The organism is Actinosynnema sp. NPDC004786, assembly GCF_053601135.1.
On record NZ_JBSGBG010000001.1, the window covers coordinates 223,308 to 240,239 of the forward strand.

At 71.7% G+C, this 16,932-nt stretch carries 14 protein-coding genes and 4 tRNA genes; 5 read left to right on the forward strand and 13 right to left on the reverse strand.

Annotation, left to right across the window (positions count from 1 at the left end; genetic code table 11):
* Nucleotides 1-62: 62 nt before the first annotated feature.
* On the forward strand, nucleotides 63-818 hold the full coding sequence (locus tag ACWEFJ_RS01200) for a protein phosphatase 2C domain-containing protein (protein ID WP_449712537.1): 756 nt from the start codon (nucleotides 63-65) through the stop codon (nucleotides 816-818).
* Between the two features lie 41 nt (nucleotides 819-859).
* Here ACWEFJ_RS01200 and ACWEFJ_RS01205 read toward each other — a convergent pair.
* The 4 genes from ACWEFJ_RS01205 to ACWEFJ_RS01220 form a co-directional block, all read right to left on the reverse strand.
* Nucleotides 860-936, reverse strand: a tRNA-Phe gene (locus ACWEFJ_RS01205).
* Nucleotides 937-971: 35 nt separating this feature from the next.
* Nucleotides 972-1,045: transfer RNA gene (locus ACWEFJ_RS01210), tRNA-Asp, on the reverse strand.
* Between the two features lie 28 nt (nucleotides 1,046-1,073).
* Nucleotides 1,074-1,146 (reverse strand) — tRNA-Glu (locus ACWEFJ_RS01215).
* A 212-nt stretch (nucleotides 1,147-1,358) separates the two neighbouring features.
* Nucleotides 1,359-1,604, reverse strand: coding sequence for a hypothetical protein (locus tag ACWEFJ_RS01220; protein WP_378092394.1), 246 nt, complete (start codon nucleotides 1,602-1,604; stop codon nucleotides 1,359-1,361).
* Nucleotides 1,605-1,768: 164 nt separating this feature from the next.
* Here ACWEFJ_RS01220 and ACWEFJ_RS01225 point away from each other — a divergent pair, with 164 nt between their 5' ends.
* Nucleotides 1,769-2,074 (forward strand): hypothetical protein, encoded by a 306-nt coding sequence (locus tag ACWEFJ_RS01225; protein ID WP_449712538.1) that lies wholly within the window; start codon nucleotides 1,769-1,771, stop codon nucleotides 2,072-2,074.
* Nucleotides 2,075-2,338: 264 nt separating this feature from the next.
* Nucleotides 2,339-2,647 (forward strand): hypothetical protein, encoded by a 309-nt coding sequence (locus ACWEFJ_RS01230; RefSeq protein ID WP_378092390.1) that lies wholly within the window; start codon nucleotides 2,339-2,341, stop codon nucleotides 2,645-2,647.
* A gap of 110 nt (nucleotides 2,648-2,757) precedes the next feature.
* Here the strand turns inward: ACWEFJ_RS01230 and ACWEFJ_RS01235 are convergent, their stop codons facing one another.
* The 3 genes from ACWEFJ_RS01235 to ACWEFJ_RS01245 all read right to left on the reverse strand — a co-directional run bounded on the left by ACWEFJ_RS01235 (nucleotide 2,758) and on the right by ACWEFJ_RS01245 (nucleotide 5,003).
* Nucleotides 2,758-2,961: a cold-shock protein gene (locus ACWEFJ_RS01235; RefSeq protein WP_015105489.1), complete on the reverse strand. Its 204-nt coding sequence runs from the start codon at nucleotides 2,959-2,961 to the stop codon at nucleotides 2,758-2,760.
* Nucleotides 2,962-3,175: 214 nt separating this feature from the next.
* Nucleotides 3,176-4,003 carry a glutamate ABC transporter substrate-binding protein gene (locus ACWEFJ_RS01240; protein ID WP_449712539.1) on the reverse strand — a complete coding sequence of 276 codons (828 nt, stop codon included), beginning with the start codon at nucleotides 4,001-4,003 and terminating at the stop codon, nucleotides 3,176-3,178.
* A gap of 163 nt (nucleotides 4,004-4,166) precedes the next feature.
* Nucleotides 4,167-5,003: an oxygenase MpaB family protein gene (locus ACWEFJ_RS01245; protein ID WP_449712540.1), complete on the reverse strand. Its 837-nt coding sequence runs from the start codon at nucleotides 5,001-5,003 to the stop codon at nucleotides 4,167-4,169.
* Nucleotides 5,004-5,130: 127 nt separating this feature from the next.
* Between ACWEFJ_RS01245 and ACWEFJ_RS01250 the strand changes: the two genes are divergently transcribed.
* Nucleotides 5,131-5,652: a hypothetical protein gene (locus ACWEFJ_RS01250; protein ID WP_449712541.1), complete on the forward strand. Its 522-nt coding sequence runs from the start codon at nucleotides 5,131-5,133 to the stop codon at nucleotides 5,650-5,652.
* Nucleotides 5,653-5,774: 122 nt separating this feature from the next.
* On the opposite strand, the gene ACWEFJ_RS01255 is transcribed toward ACWEFJ_RS01250, so the two are convergent.
* From ACWEFJ_RS01255 to ACWEFJ_RS01275, 5 genes are all read right to left on the reverse strand, one after another.
* A complete protein-coding gene (locus ACWEFJ_RS01255) occupies nucleotides 5,775-10,646 on the reverse strand; it encodes a DNA repair ATPase (RefSeq protein ID WP_449712542.1) in 4,872 nt (1,623 codons plus the stop codon).
* On the reverse strand, nucleotides 10,643-12,640 hold the full coding sequence (locus ACWEFJ_RS01260; RefSeq protein ID WP_378092377.1) for an SPFH domain-containing protein: 1,998 nt from the start codon (nucleotides 12,638-12,640) through the stop codon (nucleotides 10,643-10,645). The genes ACWEFJ_RS01255 and ACWEFJ_RS01260 overlap by 4 nt, the downstream gene beginning before the upstream one ends.
* Nucleotides 12,640-13,221 carry a hypothetical protein gene (locus ACWEFJ_RS01265; RefSeq protein ID WP_449712543.1) on the reverse strand — a complete coding sequence of 194 codons (582 nt, stop codon included), beginning with the start codon at nucleotides 13,219-13,221 and terminating at the stop codon, nucleotides 12,640-12,642. Before ACWEFJ_RS01265 ends, ACWEFJ_RS01260 begins: the two co-directional genes overlap by 1 nt.
* Before the next feature lie 80 nt (nucleotides 13,222-13,301).
* Entirely contained in the window at nucleotides 13,302-14,522 is a 1,221-nt protein-coding gene (locus tag ACWEFJ_RS01270) for a hypothetical protein (RefSeq protein WP_449712544.1), read from the reverse strand.
* A gap of 65 nt (nucleotides 14,523-14,587) precedes the next feature.
* On the reverse strand, nucleotides 14,588-15,463 hold the full coding sequence (locus ACWEFJ_RS01275; RefSeq protein ID WP_449712545.1) for an exodeoxyribonuclease III: 876 nt from the start codon (nucleotides 15,461-15,463) through the stop codon (nucleotides 14,588-14,590).
* A 166-nt stretch (nucleotides 15,464-15,629) separates the two neighbouring features.
* Between ACWEFJ_RS01275 and ACWEFJ_RS01280 the strand changes: the two genes are divergently transcribed.
* Nucleotides 15,630-15,705: transfer RNA gene (locus ACWEFJ_RS01280), tRNA-Lys, on the forward strand.
* A 52-nt stretch (nucleotides 15,706-15,757) separates the two neighbouring features.
* On the opposite strand, the gene ACWEFJ_RS01285 is transcribed toward ACWEFJ_RS01280, so the two are convergent.
* A complete protein-coding gene (locus ACWEFJ_RS01285) occupies nucleotides 15,758-16,918 on the reverse strand; it encodes a tyrosine-type recombinase/integrase (RefSeq protein WP_449712546.1) in 1,161 nt (386 codons plus the stop codon).
* Between the last annotated feature and the right edge of the window lie 14 nt (nucleotides 16,919-16,932).

The following is a 16,932-nucleotide window of genomic DNA, read 5'->3' on the forward strand; positions in this document are numbered from 1 at the left end:
GTCAACTTTGGTTGACATCCGCCGACTTGTCAACCCAAGTTGACACGCTACGCTCGGGGTCGATGCCCGAGATCACCACCGCCGAACGGGCCGGGGTGGGTCGTGACGGCCTGCCGCGCCCCACCGAGGACCGCATCGTGCTCCTGCCGAACGCGGTGGTGGTGCTGGACGGCGCGACCTCGCCCACGCCCCGCGTCCACGACGGCGGCTGGCACTCGCGCCACCTGGCCGGGCAGTTCACCCGCCTCGACCGGGACCTCGACCACGACCTGGCCGACGAGCTGGCCGGGGCCATCGCCCGCCTCGCCGCCGAGCACGGCCTGACGCCGGGCGACTCGCCGTCCAGCACGGTGGCGATCACGCGGTGGACCGACGCCTCGGTGGATGTGCTGGTGCTCGCGGACAGCCCGGTCGCCGTGTTCACCGACGCCGGCGTCGAGGTGGTCGCCGACCACCGGCTGCGGGACCTGCGGGGCCAGGTCCACCCGATCACGGACTGGCGCAACCGCGAGGGCGGCTGGTGGGTGGCCGAGGCCGACCCGGCCGCCGCGCACCGGGCCGTGCGGGCGAGTTGGCCGCGGGACCGGGTCCGGGCCGTGCTGATGGCGACCGACGGCGTGTCCTGCGGCGTGGACGACTACGGCTTGTTCGCGGACTGGCGGGCCGTGTTGCGAATCACGTCCGAAAAAGGGCCGGAAGCGGTGCTGGACGAGATCCGCGCGGCGGAGGCGGGTGATCCTGGGCGCACGAAGTGGCCGCGGCCGAAAGTGCACGACGACCAGGCGTTGGCGGTCATCCGATTCACCGCCGGGAAATGAGAAAAGCCCCTCGCGGTTGGCGAGGGGCTTTTCGAACGATCTGGTGGCCAGGGGCGGGGTCGAACCGCCGACCTACCGCTTTTCAGGCGGTCGCTCGTACCAACTGAGCTACCTGGCCAGGTAGCGGCTCGACCAACCGGCCGAACTGCCTTGCGACCCAGACGGGACTCGAACCCGCGACCTTCGCCGTGACAGGGCGACGCGCTAACCAACTGCGCCACTGGGCCTTGCTCACTTCTGCCTTGCTGTACTGCGTGCCCCCAACGGGATTCGAACCCGCGCTACCGCCTTGAAAGGGCGGGGTCCTAGGCCGCTAGACGATGGGGACCAGGTTCCTCCAGCAGCCCTTGGGCCACCTTCTTTCCCAGGCCCTCCACGCTGTCCGGTGGAAGCATCGTAAGCATAGGGCACGGGGGTCCACACCTCCAAAACGGGGGTCCAACAAGGTGTTGACCTGCGATTCCACCCCGGTTCACGGCGGGCCGCGACGACGCGGCCCCTCCGGGAAGGGGTCCCGGAGGGGCCGCGGCTCGTGACGTCCTAGCGCTGCACGGGTGGCACGCCCCCGTCCTCGCCCGGTGACAGCCCGAGCATGTCGAGCAGCAACCGGCAGTCCTCGGCACTGGTGGCGCCGCGCGCCACCGACAGCCGAGCCCGGTGGACCTGCTCGTCCGAGATCCGCGACGGCTCACCGGTTCGCTGGGCAGGCACCCCACCGCCGCCCGGCCTGGACATCGCGTCGTCCTGGTTCCACAGGAACTGACGCACTTCTAGGGACCCGCTCATGACGCCTCCCCGACTTGAGGTTGGCGCGAGGCTAAGCGAGCCCATCGAGCCGCCACAGCCCCCCGGAGAGTGATTCAGGGGCGACACAGCGTCACTTTCCGTGTAGGCCACTTGGTGTCAAGCGCGGCGTGATGTGCTTGTCGCGAACGAGGAGGGTGCCACCCATGACCGAACCGGTACCGGGGCAGACGCCGGAACCAGCGGCGGCGGAGGATGCCGCCGCCACGCCGCCACCGACGGACGGGACGAACGGGCCCGCGGCCGCGGCGAACCCGCAGGAGCTGTTCGGCAGCCTGTCGCTGTCCGCGATCGAGGCGGACATCGACCGGTTGATGAACGACAAGATGAGCCAGCTGGACGGGATGCTGGAGGGCCTCGAGGAGCTGGTGCAGCGGCTGGAGGGGGAGATCACGAACCTGGAGGCCGCGCCGGACGACCCCGACGCGCCGCCGCCTACCCCACAGGGGTGAGCCGTGCGGCGGGGCCGGCGCGCGCGAACGGGCCGGACAGGGGCTTCCCGCCATCTCCCACCTGAAGATTTCGGGCCAACCCACTCCCCAGGTCCACGTGCGCGTGCAACAATCCGAACTGCTGACACACCCCCGGTCAGCGCCTGTGGAGATCCCCTCCGGCCCCCGCGTTCCTCCCCCTGGCGCGGGGGCCTCTCCACGCGTTCACCCGTGACCGGGGCCACACTGTGGCCGGCGCCGCAATCCAACCGTTATCGTGTCGCCGTGCCTCTTGGATCCCTTGGACGGTCGAAGTCGGGCCGGCATCGCCCGCCCGCCCGTGAACAGGAAGAAGTCCTGCCCGACGAGGAGCTCGAGTCGTACCTGGCCGCCCTCGCCCCGGAGACCTCCGACGCGGAGACGACGGCGGGCACGAGCTTCGGCAACGCGCAGGTGTACCAGCTGCGCCTGCAGCTCATGGCGAACGAGCAGTTGAAGGAGCTGGCCGCCGAGCGGCAGACCTCCCCGCAGGCGCTGGCCACGGAGTGGGTCATGCAGCGGTTGGAGTGGGAAGCGCGCCAGCGCGGTTACTAGACCCCCGGCAGTGCCCCGGCTCCCGAGGCCGGGCCCGAACGCGAACAGGCCCCCGACCAGCCGGTCGGGGGCCTGCGCCGTCGTAGCGGAAGACGGTGGTGACGACGCGATCAGACCTTGCGCACGTTCTGGGCCTGCGGACCCTTGGTGCCCTGGCCGATCTCGAACTCGACCCGCTGGTTCTCCTCCAGGGTGCGGAACCCCTGGCCCTGGATCTCCGAGTAGTGCACGAAGACGTCCGGCCCGCCGTTCTCCTGGGCGATGAAGCCGAAGCCCTTCTCGGAGTTGAACCACTTGACAGTGCCCAGTGCCATGTACCTGCCTCCATCGCAGGAAAGCTTGGGGCTGCACCGTGCAGCCCCGGCCGTCCCGGGGCGTTTCCCCCACCGGTCGCCGGTGGGGACGGCACGCCCGCGTGTCGTTCCGCGAGCGTGAGACACGAACACAGAAACCACGGCCTGCGTGGCTGAGCGTATCGGTTGGTGACCTCGAGCACTACCACCCAGAAGTCATTGGTCCACCGGAAAGCTACTTCTCCGTCACCTTGGGTGGTTCCGGGAGTTCGACGCCGGCCTGGCCGATGTTGCGCTCCAGGGCGGCGCGCCACTCACCGGAGCCGACCATCTTCTCGATGGCGGCGTTGACCTTCGAGCGGCCCTCCACGTCGTCCTTGGCCAGGCCGATGCCGTAGCGCTCGGTGGTGAACGGCGTGCCGACCAGCTTGAGCAGCTCGGGGTTCTCCGCCACGTAACCCGCGAGGATGACCTCGTCCGTGGTGACCGCGTCGACGTTGCCGGCGAGCAGCGCGATCACGCAGTCGGAGTACTGGCCGTACTCGACCAGCTGCACGTCCTGCGCGAACTGGTCCTTGACCTTCTGCGCGGACGTCGAGCCGGCGACCGAGCAGAGCTTCTTGCCGTTCAGGGTCTCCGGGCCGGTGATCTCGTCTTCGGTGAAGCGGACCAGCACGCCCTGCCCGGTCTGGAAGTACGGGCCGGCGAACGCGACCTGCTCCTTGCGCTTGTCGGTGATCGAGTAGGTGGCGACGACGAAGTCCACCTCGCCGGAGGCGATGAGCTTCTCGCGGTCGGCGGACCGGGCCTCGCGCCACCTGATGCCGGACTCCTCGACGCCGAGCTGGGCGGCGACGTACTTGGCCACGTCCACGTCGAAGCCGACGAACTTGCCGTCGAGCCGGCGCTGCCCGAGGCCCGGTTGGTCGTACCGGATGCCGATGGTCAGCTCGCCGTCGTCGGCCTTGCCTGCCAGGGTGTCGTCGCTCGCGCCGCCGCACGCCGCGGTGAGGGACAGGGCCGTCACCAGGGCGGTCGCGGGCAGCAGTCGTCGGAACAGCATGTGCTGCGGAACCTCTCGGGTGCTGGGGGCGGCGCGGATCGACGCGCCGGACGTTGTTCATGCTAAGCAAGCGGGCGGGTCGGTCAGGTGCGATAAAGGTCGCAGTGGTCCACGCCAATGGTCCGTTCGGCGCAATCGGCGCTGTGAGCCCGCTGACGTCCGGTCAGGACGGCAGGAGTGCTCGCCTGGGCGCCACCCGCGGGCCGAGTCGGCGTATCGCCTTGTTCACGTGACCTTCGGGGACGCCCCAGCGGAGGGGCGCGGGCACGAGCAGCGCGGCGGTCCGGACGGCGCGCAGCAGGGCGGTGGCCGCCTGCCCGGGGTACGGGCGGTGGCCGTGCAGGGCGATGGCCCACGGGGGCAGCACGGAGTACGCGAGGTGGCCGAGCAGCGGCTCGTAGGCGTCCAGGCCGAGGCGCAGCACGCCGGTGACGGGCGGGCGGTGCAGGAACCGGTACACGACCTCGGAGTCGGCGGTGCGCCGCAGCCCGGGGAGCGCGGCGGCGAAGTAGTCGGCCATCTCGGCGGCGCTGCCGGGCACCTCGTCCTCGTGCAGGCCGACCAGGGCGGCGGTGCGGCGTTGCTCGTCGTAGTAGCGGTCGACCTGGGCGTCGGTGAGCCGGTAGCCGGCGCGGCGCAGCACGGTGAGGAAGCAGTGGACCTCGGCGCAGTGCACCCAGAGCAGCAGTTCGGGGTCGTCGATCCGGAACGTGCGGCCGGTGTCGTCCTTGGCGCGCAGGGTGCGGTGCACGGCGCGGACGCGGGCGGCGGCCCGGTGGACCTCTTCGGTGGAGCCGTAGCTGACCGTGCCGACGAAGTCCGCGGTCCGCAGGAGCCTGCCCAGCGGGTCGCGCCGGAAGCTGGAGTTCTGCACCACGGCGGCGACCGCGCGGGGGTGCAGCGCCTGCAGGTAGAGGCTCGCGATGCCGGCGACCCACATGGCGGGGTCGGCGTGCAGCTGCCAGGTCACGGTCCCCGGTCCGAGCAACCCGACGTCCACCGCCCGATCGTGCCACGTCGTGCGGTTCGCGTCACCCCTTCGACGTGCCAAGACGGTTGGGGCGTAACGCGTTCAGGGGCTTGAACGATTCCACGTGACACCGTGGAGCCTCGGAGCGGGTGCAGGGATGAGCAGTGGCAGAAGCGTCGCCTTCGCCGGAGTGGCGTTGTTGCTCGCGACCGGCGCGCTCGTGACGATGGCGATCACGGTGCGCGAACCGCGGCCGGTGGACGTGCGGCAGGTGCAGCTGAGCCCCGTGGAGCCCGGTGTGGTCAGCGCGACGTACACCACGACGGTGGCGGTCGCGCGGCCGACGACGATCCCCGTGGTGGTGCCCGAGCCCGAGCCGCGGCCGGCGCCGCCGATCACCACGACCACCACCGCCGTGACGACGACGTCGTCGGAGCCGCCGCCCCCGTCGTCCAGCACCGTCGTGACCACCACGCCGACCCGGCCGACGCAGGGCCACCACTGCGACCCCGCGTACGTGACGGAGGGGCCGTGCGTGCCGTGGCGGTTCCCGCGCGGGGTGCGGGAGTTGTGCGACTGGCTACGTGACCACGGCGCGGGTCGGATCGAGGTGGTGGGGCGGGACCGCCACCACCTCGACCTCGACCGCGACGGCCTGGCCTGCGAGCGCTTCGACTGATTTCCGGTGTGCGCGAACGTCGAACTCGGGTGCTCTGAACGTAGGACACACGCGTTCCGAACGTAGGACACACGCGTTCCGAACGTAGGACACGCGCGTTCTGGACGTAGGACACGCGGGGGTCAGCGGGTGGCCAGGCGGTCCAGGGCCGCGCCCACGCGGTCGGTCAGCAGGGACAGGGCGCCGACGGTGCGGGTGGTCGGGTCGTCGTCCGCGCCGCCGAGGGCTTGGGCGCGCACGTAGCCGGCCTTCACCTCCCGCCAGCGGGCGGCCTGGGCCTCGGTCAGGGCGCCGCGCAGCTCCGCCAGCTTGAGCAGGTTCGCCTCCGCGCCCGAGGTGAGCGTCTGCGCCTCGCCCGCGTAGTGGTCGTCGATCACCGCGTCCAGCTCGGCGTCGTTCATCACCGGCACGATCCGCTCCGCCAGCTTGTTCATGTTCCGGTACGAGCCCTGCAAGCGGAACGGCGGCTCGACCCGCGACGCGTCGGCCTGGGCGGCGGAGGCGATGTACGCCCGGTTGACCGCCAGCACGACCTCCCGCACGCGCAGCAGCTTGCGCAGCACGGACAGCACCTGCTCCAGCTCCGCGGCCCCGTACGGGTGCGCGAGCCGGTCCGCCCGCACGTCCTCGCCGCGCGCCATCCGCACCAGCAGCTCGACGTCGCCGCGGTCGCGGGTCGACAGCGGCGCGAGCACCGGGTTGGACGTGAGCGCGTTCTCCACGTAGCTCGACGCGAACAGGTCCTCGCGGCCGGACAGCACGTCGCCGAGGTTCCACACGTCGGCGCGGTTCGCGAGCATGTCGGGGATGCGGAACCGCTGCCCGGACTCGGTGTACGGGTTGCCCGCCATGCACACCGCGAACCGCTTGCCGCGCAGGTCGTAGGTGCGCGTGCGGCCGTCCCACACGCCTTCCATGCGGCGCTGCGCGTCGCACAGCGAGATGAACTTCTGGAGCAGCTCCGGCGAGGTGTGCTGGATGTCGTCCAGGTACAGCAGCACGTTGTTGCCCGTCTCCAGCGCGAACGAGATCTTCTCGACCTCCTGCCGCGCGGTGGCGTTCGGCGCGTCCGCCGGGTCGACCGACGTCACGCCGTGGCCCAGCGCCGGGCCGTTGACCTTGACGAACACCAGGCCGAGCCGGTGGGCGACGTACTCCATCAGCGTCGTCTTGCCGTAGCCGGGCGGTGAGATGAGCAGCAGCAGGCCCATCTGGTCGGTGCGCTTGCCGTCGCCCGCCGCGCCGAGCTGCTTGGCCAGGTTGTCGCCGATCAGGGGCAGGTAGACCTCGTCCAGCAGCCGGTTGCGCACGAACGCGCCCATCACCTTCGGCCGGTGCTCGTCCAGCCGCAGCCTGGCCCGTTCGGCGGCCACGACCTCGTTGCGCCGCCGCTGGTAGGCGCGGTAGGCGGGCACGCGGTGCTCGCGGAACGCCCGGGTGCGGGTCAGCAGCTCGTCCAGCCGGACCTCCAGGCCGCGGTCCACGACGCGCGGGTGGGTGCCGAGCAGTCCGTCCACAGTGGCCTCCAGCTGCGCGGACGACTCGTGCCGGGGCAGGTCCCGGCACAGCTCCAGCGCCACCGCCTCCGGCAGGTCGGGCAGGTGGCGGTCCCGGTCGGGCAGGCCGCCCAGGAACGCCTCGTACCAGCCCTCCGCCAACCGCCGCCGCACGTCGAGGTCCGCGATCGCCGCGAGGTCGTCGTCGAACTCCCTGCGCCCGCCCAACGCCCGGTGGAACGCGTCCACCAGGGCGCGCGCCCGGGCGCTCGTGACGAACCCGAACGGCGAACCGCACAGCTCCTCGAACAGGTACTCGCCCGCGAGCGGGTCGCCGGCCGCCGCGCCCAGCTCGGCGCACAGTTCGTCGATGGCCGCGGTGTGCCCGAACGCCGCCCTGGCCCGGCCCAGCGAGACCGCGCGCCGCGCGAACGCCGACCGCACGCCCTCGTCGGCCGAAACCCAGAACAGCTGCGCCGCGGCCCGCGCGGCCGGCGGGAACCGCAGCACGCCCGCGCCCGCGTGCAGGCGCAGCACCACGTCGAGGATGCGGGCCGCGTCGTGGTCGTGCACGCCCCGCTCGTAGCCCTCGTCCAGCCGCGACTCGGCGACCCGGCGCACCAGGTCCGGCAACCGGCCCCCGGTGGCGGCGGCGTGCAACTCCTCCACCGGGTGCTCGGCCAGGATCGACGCGGCCAGGTGCTCGGCCCGGTAGACCTCGGCCGTCTCCGACACCAGCGACTGGTCCCAGAACGGCCGGGTGTCCGCGAACGCCGGGTCGCGCACGGGCGCGCGGAAGTCGGTGCCCGTGACGGCGAACGACAGCTCCCCGTCCTTGGGCACGAGCGTCAGGTCGACCGGCTGGGTGTTCACCGCGAACCGGTGCCGGCCGAGCCGGATCGCCTCCCCGTCGAACAGGTCCAGCCGGTCCCGCAGCGAGCGGCCCGCCTCCTGCCGCGCGGCCAGCACCCGCCCGTCCAGCTCCTCGGCGCGCACCCGGTCGCCCAGCGCGCGCAGCTCGTCGGCGACCGCGCGGACCTTCGCCACCATCGGGTCGGTCGCGAAGTAGGTGTTGACCTCGTCCGCCGACGCCAGCGACGCCACCCGCCCGGTGACGCTCGCCAGGATCCGATCGGCGGAGGTCGCGAGCCGGTCGGCGTGACGGGCCCGGTCGTCCAGCAGCGCCTGCTTGCGCGACGAGAACGCCTCGTAGACGTCGGTCCGTTTCTCGCCGAGCCGGGTCAGGAAGTCGTCGAACGCGCCGAACCGCGACTCCAGGTTCTCCAGGTGCAGCAGCAGCCGGCCCAGCTGCTCGTCGCACCGCTGCGGGGTGTCCGCGACCGCCAGCGCGCCGGTGATCGCCTGACCCAGCAGCGCGAACTCGGCGGCGAACTCGGCCCGGCCCTCGGTGGCGAGCAACGCGCGCCGGCGGCCGTCCGCGGTGGCCCGCGCCCGGTTCAGCCCGGCGAGCACCTCGCCGATGCGCTCCAGGATCGCCGTGCGCACGGTGGCGTCCGCGATGTCGAGCGAGCCGATGGTCTCGGTCAGCACCTCCAGGCCGCGCTGCTGCTCGCCCAGCCGCTCGACCACCGGGTCGGCCTCGGCGGCCGTGCGGATCGCCTCGGCCTCGCCGACCAGGCCCTCGACCCGCTCGTGGTAGCCGGCGAACGCGTCGTCGCGGCGCAGGTGCTCGACCGCGCGCCGCGCCGTGCCCGCCAGCTCGTCCTCCACCGACGACACCAGCGCGTCGATGCGGGCCGCGTCGGCGTACCGCAGCTCCTTCACCGTCAGCAGGTGCCCCTGGGCTCGCCGCAGGTCGGCGAGCTGCCGCACCCACGCGTCGGCCGACGCGGGCACGTCGCCGCGCACCCGGCGGACCACCGACGCGATCCGCTCCTCGGCCTCGTCGACCGCGGCCGCCGCCTGGTCGGTCAGCGCCCGCACGGTCTCGAACTCGTCCAGCACCTGCTCGGCCGTCGCCCGCACCCGCGACAGCGGGTCGCGCAGGTCGCCCAGCTCCGGCTCGCCGAGCCAGTGGTAGGTGTCGAGCACCCTGGCGCAGGAGGCGATCAGGTCCTCGAACACCGGCACGGACGGGGCCGTGTCGCCGACGAGCCGGGTCACCGACAGGCAGTCGGAGATGCCGCGCACCAGGTCGGCGTTGCCGACGCGTTCCAGCGGGCCGGTGCCCACGGGTTGCGCGGCGGCGTAGGCGTCGGACAGGTACGGCGTCTGCCACACCTGCATCGGGTGCACGCGGGTCGGCTCGTCGTCCGTCGCCCGGAACACGACCAGCGTGCCGTCGTCGAACAGCGAGTACCCGTGGCACGACAGCGGGGTCGCCACTTCCTTGCGGATCACGTTGTACGGCAGCAGCAGCGACCGGCCGTCGCGGCGGGCGTGGAAGACGTACAGCACGTCCTCGCCGTTGGTGGAGCGGATGACCCGCTCGAACTCCAGCTCGTCCACTGGGGTGTCGAACGTCTTGCCGACGCCGGTGGCCAGGTGGTAGCCGCCGGGGAAGATCAGGCCCTGGTCCTCGGGCAGCCGTTGGCACGCCTGGCCGATGCCGTCCAGCCGCACCACGGACCGGGTGCGGGTGTTGAACACCAGGTGCCGCCACGCGGTCTCGTTGTAGGGGCGGACGCGCAGCAGGATCAGCGGGCCGACGCGCGCGTACTGCACCTCGCCGTCGGCCAGGGACTGCAGCGGCTCGTCCACCGGCTCGGTGTAGACGCCCTCGCCGGTCTCGGTGTTGTTCTCCACCTTGATGGTGAGGTCGCCGCCGATGGTCTCGACGAACACCTCGTCCTCGACGGAGATGTGCGGGTGGCGGCCGGGCACGTGGTGCTCGCGCCCGGTCGCGATCCACTCGAAGTCGTGCGACGGCGGGAACACGTGGTCGCGCTCGCCCCGGTTGTCCAGGTACTCGACCGAGCCGTCCACGCCGACCCGCCAGCGCAGCACCCGGATGTCGCCGATGCGCGCGCCCGTCTGGAACACCGCCAGCAGCCGGCCCTCGACCCGGCGGAGCTGGATCAGCCTGGTGTCCCGGTAGTACCGGTACAGCTCGGCGAAGTCGCGCTCGAACCGCGGGTCGCGCAGCAGGCCCGGCAGCTCGTCGTCCGCCGCGTCCTCGAACCGGAACGCCCCGCCGTCACGGGTGAAGCGGTGCAGCGAGAACACGTCGTCGACCGCGGTCTCCGGCTTCAGGCCGATGAAGACGTTGTAGCCGAACAGCATCAGCCCGGTCGCCGGCGACCCGCCGCCCCCGGCGACGGACAGGGACACGCAGTCGCGCGGCACGCAGTTGTGCTCGGTGCGGATCCGCTCGGTGCCCAGCAGCGCCAGCTCCGCGCTGCCGAACACCTCCAGCCGGCGCGCGTTCAGCTCCTCGGCCCGCCGGGCGAGCCCGGCCGCCTGCTCGGCCAGCCGGGCCCGCAGCACCTCGTAGGTGCCGGCCTCCACCGCCGCGCCCGCCTCCACCGACGCGGTCACGACAGCGAGGCGACCGGCCGCTCGGCCACGCCCAGCCGTTGCGCGGCGGCCAGCAGCTCGCGCAGCTTGCCCTCGTCCGGCCCGCCGGAGCCGATCAGCTTGAGCAGCAGCGCGGACACGGTCAGGTTCTTGACGTCACCGGTGCCGAACGAACCCAGCAGCCGGCCGAGGTCGTCGGTGAAGCTCGCCGACCCGTCCAGCCACGGCCCGGCCAGGGTCCGGGCGACGTCGGAGTGCTCCACGAACCCGTCCACCTGCTTGCCCACCGTGATCGCGCCGACGATCCGGTCGAAGAACGCGCTCTCGCCGCCGACGATGTCGATGTCGGCCTTCTCCAGGCCCGTGGCCAGCACCATCGCCTGCGACTCGGCCACCTGCCGCTGCACGTCCAGGCCCGCGAGCCGGACCTCCTTCTCGGTCTCCAGCCGCAGCCGGTACTCCTCGTGCTCGCGGGTGGCGCCGTCCAGCGCGGCCATCGCGCCCGCCTTGTCGGCCAGGCCCTCCGCCTCGCCCTTCAGCTTCTCGCGGATCGCCAGCGCGGCCACGAGCGCCTTCTCCTTCTCCACCGCGGCCTCGGCGCGGCCGACCTTCTCGATCGCCTCCGCGTCCCGCTCGCGCACCTGCACGTCGGCCAGCCCGTTCGCGGCGGCCTCGGCCTGCTTGCCCTCGGCGAGGCGGATCATGGCGCGGGTGTCCAGCTCGGCGGCCTGCTGGCGGGCCTCGGCGAGCAGCAGCTCCTCGCGGGCCTTGAACTTCGCGGCCTGCTCCGCGGCCTCCGCCGCCTTGATGTCCTTGACCAGGCCCTCCTGCGCCTGCGCCTCGGCCTTGATCACCACGGTCTGGCGCTGCCGCTCGGCCTCCTCGACCGCGCGCAGCCGCTTGATGATCTCCTCCTGCTCGGCGACGGTCTTCTCCACCGCGATCCGCTCGCGCACCACCTCGGCGACGGACCGCTTCTCCGCCTCCAGCTCCTTGTCGGCGGCGATGCGGGACAGCTCGGTCTCCCGCTCCCGGCCGATGACCTCCAGCATCCGGTCCTTCTCGATGCGCTCGGTCTCGATCGCGATCACGCGCTCGCGGTTCTTCTCGGCCACCGCGATCTCGCGGGCCTTGTTCTCGGTCTGGATGCCGAGCTGCTCGTCGGTGCGGATGTGCGCGGTGTTGGCCTTGAGCCGCTCCTCGGCCTGCACCTTGGCGATCTCCGCCTCCTCGCGCGCCCGCATCGTCTCGACCTCGCGCTTCTGCTTGATCTCCGCGTCGGCCCGGCGGCGCTCCAGCTCCAGGATCGCCTCGCGCGCCTCGACGTTCTGGCGCGTGATCTCCTTCTCCTCCTGGCGCGTGAACTCGTTCGTGCGGACGTGCTCGATCGCGGTCAGCTCGGTGATCTTGCGGATGCCCTGGGCGTCGAGGATGTTCGACGGGTTGAGCTGCGCCATCGGCGTCTGCTCCAGGTAGTCGATCGCCGCGTCCTCCAGGCTGTAGCCGTTGAGGTCGGTGCCGATCACCTGGATGATCCGGTCGCGGAACTCGTCGCGCATGGTGTAGAGGTCGATGAAGTCGAGCTGCTTGCCGACCGTCTTCAACGCCTCCGAGAACTTCGCGTTGAACAGCTCCTGGAGGGTGGCCTCGTCGCTGGCGCGGGCGGTGCCGATGGCCTGGGCGACCTTGATGACGTCCTCGACGGTCTTGTTGACCCGCACGAAGAACGTGATGCGGATGTCGGCGCGGATGTTGTCCCGGCAGATCAGCCCTTCCTGGCCGGCGCGGCGGATCTCGATCGTCTTCACCGAGATGTCCATGACCTCCGCGCGGTGCAGCACCGGCAGCACCACCGCGCCGGTGAACGTGACGTCCACCTTGCGCACCTTCGAGATGATCAGCGCCTTGCCCTGGTCGATCTTGCGGAACAGCCTGCTGACCAGGATCAGCAGCGCGATCACGACGACCAGGACGACGGCGATCAGGATGCCGAACCCGGTGGTGATGACGTCCATCAGTGCTCCCCCAGTGCGTGAGTCGGGTCGAGGCCGAGGTCCAGCGGCGCCACCCAGAAGAACTCGCCGTCCGCGTCGTAGTCGAAGATCACCGCGGTGGCGCCCGCGGTCAGCGCGTCGTCGCCGGGCTGCCGCACCTGCACGACCGCCGACGAGCCGTCCGCGGCGGTGACCTCCGCCTGGCCGAAGGTCCGGGTGACCCGGCCGGTGCGGATGACGCAGGTGCGGCCGACGAAGTCCAGCCGGGACGCGGGCGGGTCGGCCGGGAACAGCCGGGTCAACGGCGCCATGGCCAGCCGGGCGAGCACCGCGCCGACCAGCAGCGCGCCGCCGAGCACGGCGAAACCCGCCGCGGCCGACGACGGTCCGACCAGCACCACGCCCGCCAGGCAGGCGAACCACGAGAACGCCACCAGCAGCGAGACGCCGATCGTGGCGGGCACGCCGCCGATGTCCAGCTCCACCCAGTCCGCGTCCGCCGCGCCGAAGGCGACCAGGAGCCAGTAGGCGACGACGATTGCCAACAGGATGCTCGGCACCGCGACCGGGCATCCCAGCGCCACCGCGAAGAACCGCCCCATGCACCCCCCTTTCACGGGACACTAACCCGGTGCGGGGCGCGGACAGGCCGGAATGACGCAACGCGGTCGACCCGCGCCGCTCAGTGCACGAGCAGGCCGGACACCTTGGTGAGCGGGTTGCCGGCGTAGCTGACCACCGCGCCGTCGGCGGACGGCATCGAGCGGATGCTCATGCCCGCGAACCCCCGGTCGGTGACGAACCAGCCCCACGTCGTCACGTACGGCCGGTCGTCACCCGGCACGACGTCGAGCGTGGGCCGCACCCGTTCCTGCACTACGTACGGCTCGTCCCCGACCTCGTCGAGCACGCGCGCCCACTCGCGGTCGGTCATGAGCCACCCCGGGTGCACGCCCGCGCCCGCGAACCCGCCCGCCGCCTTGACGATCAGCTCCTCCCGCCGCTCGCGCAGGAGGTCGCGCGGCACGTCGCGCAGGGAGCGGGTCCACGGCACCAGCCGGTCCACCAACGCCTTCTCGTCGTCGTCCAACGCCTCGCGGTGCTCCGACAGCAGCGCGATGGTCGACTTGCTGCCGTAGTAGTAGCTCGACAACGGCGTGTACAGCTCGGTCTTGTGGCCCTTGGCCAGCGTGTCCGCGTGCGCGACGGCCTGCGCGGCGTTGAAGTAGCGGACCGCCACGTCCAGCTTCGTGCCGTGCAGGTGCAGGTGGCCGTCGCGGGTGGTCAGCTCGTGCAGCTCGCCGAGCAGCACGTCCACGCCCAGCCGGGCGCAGGTCTCCCGGAAGCTCTCGAACCCCTTGGCGAACCGGGCCAGCATCCCGCCCTCTTCCAGGAAGGCGACGGTGCGGTCGGGGCCGATGGCGTCGAGCAGCTTCTCGACCGGGTTGACGTAGCCGAGGCCGTGCTCCCGGACGAACGGTTGGAAACCCGGGTCGGCGTGGATCACGCGGGCCAGCTCGCCCAGGTCCGGGCCGCCGAGCTGCGAGCCCGCGTTCACCTCCAGCAGCCGGAACCGGTCGCCGACGCGGTAGATGTCCGCGCGGCCGTGCACCGGCGGCCGTTCGGAGCCCATCAGCGCGGCCTCGGCGGGCGGGATGCCCAGGGCGTCGGCGAACCGGGTGAAGCTGCCGCCGAACAGCCTGCCCGGTAAGGAGAAGAGGAGTTCGAAGAAGTCGAGCACGTCGGCCGCGACGTCGTGCGCGGTGCGCTCGTCCAGGAAGAACGGCCGGTTCACCAGCCGGTGGCCGTAGGCGGCGCGCAGGCCCGGCGGCAGGTCCAGCCGGCCCATCAGCCCGTGCAGGCCCTCGTCGTCCAGGTACGCCTGCGTCACGTGGTCGGTCACCGCTGTGCTCCTCCGGGTCGTCGGTCGGCGCACATGATGGCGGAGCGGTGCGCGGCCCGAGACCCCTAGTCCGCCCGGGACTGCGGCAGCCTGACCGATTTGCGGGCGCGCGGCGCGGACGGCGGCGGCACCACCGGCCCGATGTCGCCGTCCGGCGCCTCGTCCAGGTCGACGATCACCGGCGCGTGGTCGCTCGGCCCGGTGCCTTTGCGGGCGTGCCGGTCCACCCACGCCGCCTCGACCCGCGCGGCCACCGGCGCGGACGCCAGGACCAGGTCGATGCGCATGCCGAGGTCTTGGTGGAACATGCCGGCGCGGTAGTCCCAGTAGGTGAAGACCCGCTCGGCCGGCCACCGGTCGCGGACCACGTCGTGCAGCCCGACCTCCCGCAACGCCGCCAACGCCTCCCGTTCGGGCGCGGTCACGTGCGTGTGGCCGGCGTACGCCGCCGGGTCGAACACGTCCGCGTCGGTCGGCGCGATGTTGACGTCGCCGCAGACCACGACCTCCGCCGGCCCGGCCGCCACCACGTCCCGCAACGCCGCGAGCCAGGCCAGCTTGTAGCGGTAGTGGTCGGAGTCCGGCGACCGGCCGTTGGGCACGTAGACGGAATGCAACCGCACCCCGCCGCACGTCGCCGCCACCGCCCGCGCCTCCTGGTGCGGGAACCCGGGGCCGCCCGCGAGTCCCGCCACCACGTCGTCCAACCCGACCCGGGACAGGATCGCGACCCCGTTCCACCGACCCTCGCCGTGCACCGCCACCTCGTACCCGCGGCCCGCCAGCTCGTCGCCGAGCAGCGCGGTGAACGCGTCGTCGGCGAGCTTGGTCTCCTGCAGGCAGACCACATCGGGCCGCCGCTGGTCGAGCCACGGCAACAACCGCGGCAACCGCTGCTTCACCGAGTTCACGTTCCACGTGGCCACGCGCACCCGTCCCACGTTAGTCCGAACGACCACCCGCCGCGTCCGAACGCGCGCCGATTTCCCGGACCACCGCCATCCCCGGAATCCGACCTTCCCCACTGGTCCACGCGTGACGGCGGCCACACCGGCGATCGGACCACCCTGCCGGCAGGCGGGCACGTCGTCGGTAAGCTGTGGGCGAGGGCTGCTAGCTCAATTGGCAGAGCAGGAGACTTTTAATCTTCGGGTTCAGGGTTCGAGTCCCTGGCGGCCCACCAAACTCGCTGGTCCAGCGGTTGGACCAGGGTTCAGCCAAGCCGGATCCCCCGTTTACCCCTCACTTACGGTGATGACGGCCCCGAGCGCATCAGCCGCCGCCCGACCGGGTGACCTGCGGCCCATGTAGACGTCCTGGGTCATCGACGGTCGAGAGTGACCGAGCAGGTCGGCGATCTGCCGGGCCGTCAGACCCGCCTCATCCAGCAGCGTGGCGACGGTCCTCCGAAAGGTTCGGAAAGTCACCCATTCGTAGCCAGCCCGGGTGATGAACGGCTTCCACGCGCGATTGCGGACGTTCGTAGCCTCACGAATCGTGCCGGTCGAACTGGGGAAGATCGGACCGTCGAGGTCGGCCGCCTTCTCCCTCCTTTCGACAAGCATGACGACGCACCAGTCCGGCAGCGGAATGGGCCGTTCGGCGTTCTCCGTCTTGCCCCGGTTCACGATCCGACCTCGTCCACGCGCGCGGATGACGTTCCCGGACATAGCCAGCTCCCGCCCCTGCTGGTTGAAGTCCGGCCAGTGCGCGCCCAGCGCCTCCCCGGTCCGCTCTCCGGTCGCCAGGAAGAACCTGACCAGGTCCGGCAAGTCGTCTTTGACGGCCCGGTCGTCCTGGTCCAGCTTCTTGAGCAGGTCGACGACCTCAACCGCGGTCAACGCCCGCGACTTCTGCGGCCGGTTCTTCGCCCGCTTGCTCTCCAACCGGGTGATCTCGCGCGCCGGGTTGGTCTCCAGCGCGCCGTGCTGCACCGCGTAGGCACAGACGCCACCCAGAACGGCCCGCACGGTCTTCGCCGAGCTGGCGCTGGAGTTGTCGCGGACCTTCTTACACAGGGCGTCGAGGATCGGCGTGGACAGCTCGTTCATCCGCAGGTCGCCCACCGCCGGGAGGACGAGCCCTTCCAACCGGTTTCGGTAGGTGTCCACCGTGCCCCAGGAGCGGAACTCCCGTTCGGCGTCGCGCACCAGCTCGGCCAGCCACCGAGCGGCGACGTCGCGGAACTTGGTAGTTGCCGTGACGGTCGCCCCCGCAACGGGCGTTACCCAGTCGCGGATAGCCGCCTTGAGGTTGTTCTCCGCGTCCGTGCGGCTGGTACCCATGCGCTCGACGTCATAGACCTTGCCGTTGAAGTCGCGGTACCGACAGCGAGCCCGGTAGCGCTTCGGGCCGAGGGTCTCGACCCTGATCTTGCCGTAGGTACCGACCGGCATCGGCCTTCTGCCCA

Bases quoted from the DNA above. Each gene is read 5' to 3' on its own strand.
- ACWEFJ_RS01200 (WP_449712537.1), top strand. From the start codon at position 63: ATGCCCGAGATCACCACCGCCGAACGGGCCGGGGTGGGTCGTGACGGC.
- ACWEFJ_RS01225 (WP_449712538.1), top strand. From the start codon at position 1,769: ATGACCGAACCGGTACCGGGGCAGACGCCGGAACCAGCGGCGGCGGAG.
- ACWEFJ_RS01260 (WP_378092377.1), bottom strand. From the start codon at position 12,640: ATGGACGTCATCACCACCGGGTTCGGCATCCTGATCGCCGTCGTCCTG.
- ACWEFJ_RS01240 (WP_449712539.1), bottom strand. From the start codon at position 4,003: ATGCTGTTCCGACGACTGCTGCCCGCGACCGCCCTGGTGACGGCCCTG.
- ACWEFJ_RS01220 (WP_378092394.1), bottom strand. From the start codon at position 1,604: ATGAGCGGGTCCCTAGAAGTGCGTCAGTTCCTGTGGAACCAGGACGAC.
- ACWEFJ_RS01235 (WP_015105489.1), bottom strand. From the start codon at position 2,961: ATGGCACTGGGCACTGTCAAGTGGTTCAACTCCGAGAAGGGCTTCGGC.
- ACWEFJ_RS01250 (WP_449712541.1), top strand. From the start codon at position 5,131: ATGAGCAGTGGCAGAAGCGTCGCCTTCGCCGGAGTGGCGTTGTTGCTC.
- ACWEFJ_RS01265 (WP_449712543.1), bottom strand. From the start codon at position 13,221: ATGGGGCGGTTCTTCGCGGTGGCGCTGGGATGCCCGGTCGCGGTGCCG.
- ACWEFJ_RS01285 (WP_449712546.1), bottom strand. From the start codon at position 16,918: ATGCCGGTCGGTACCTACGGCAAGATCAGGGTCGAGACCCTCGGCCCG.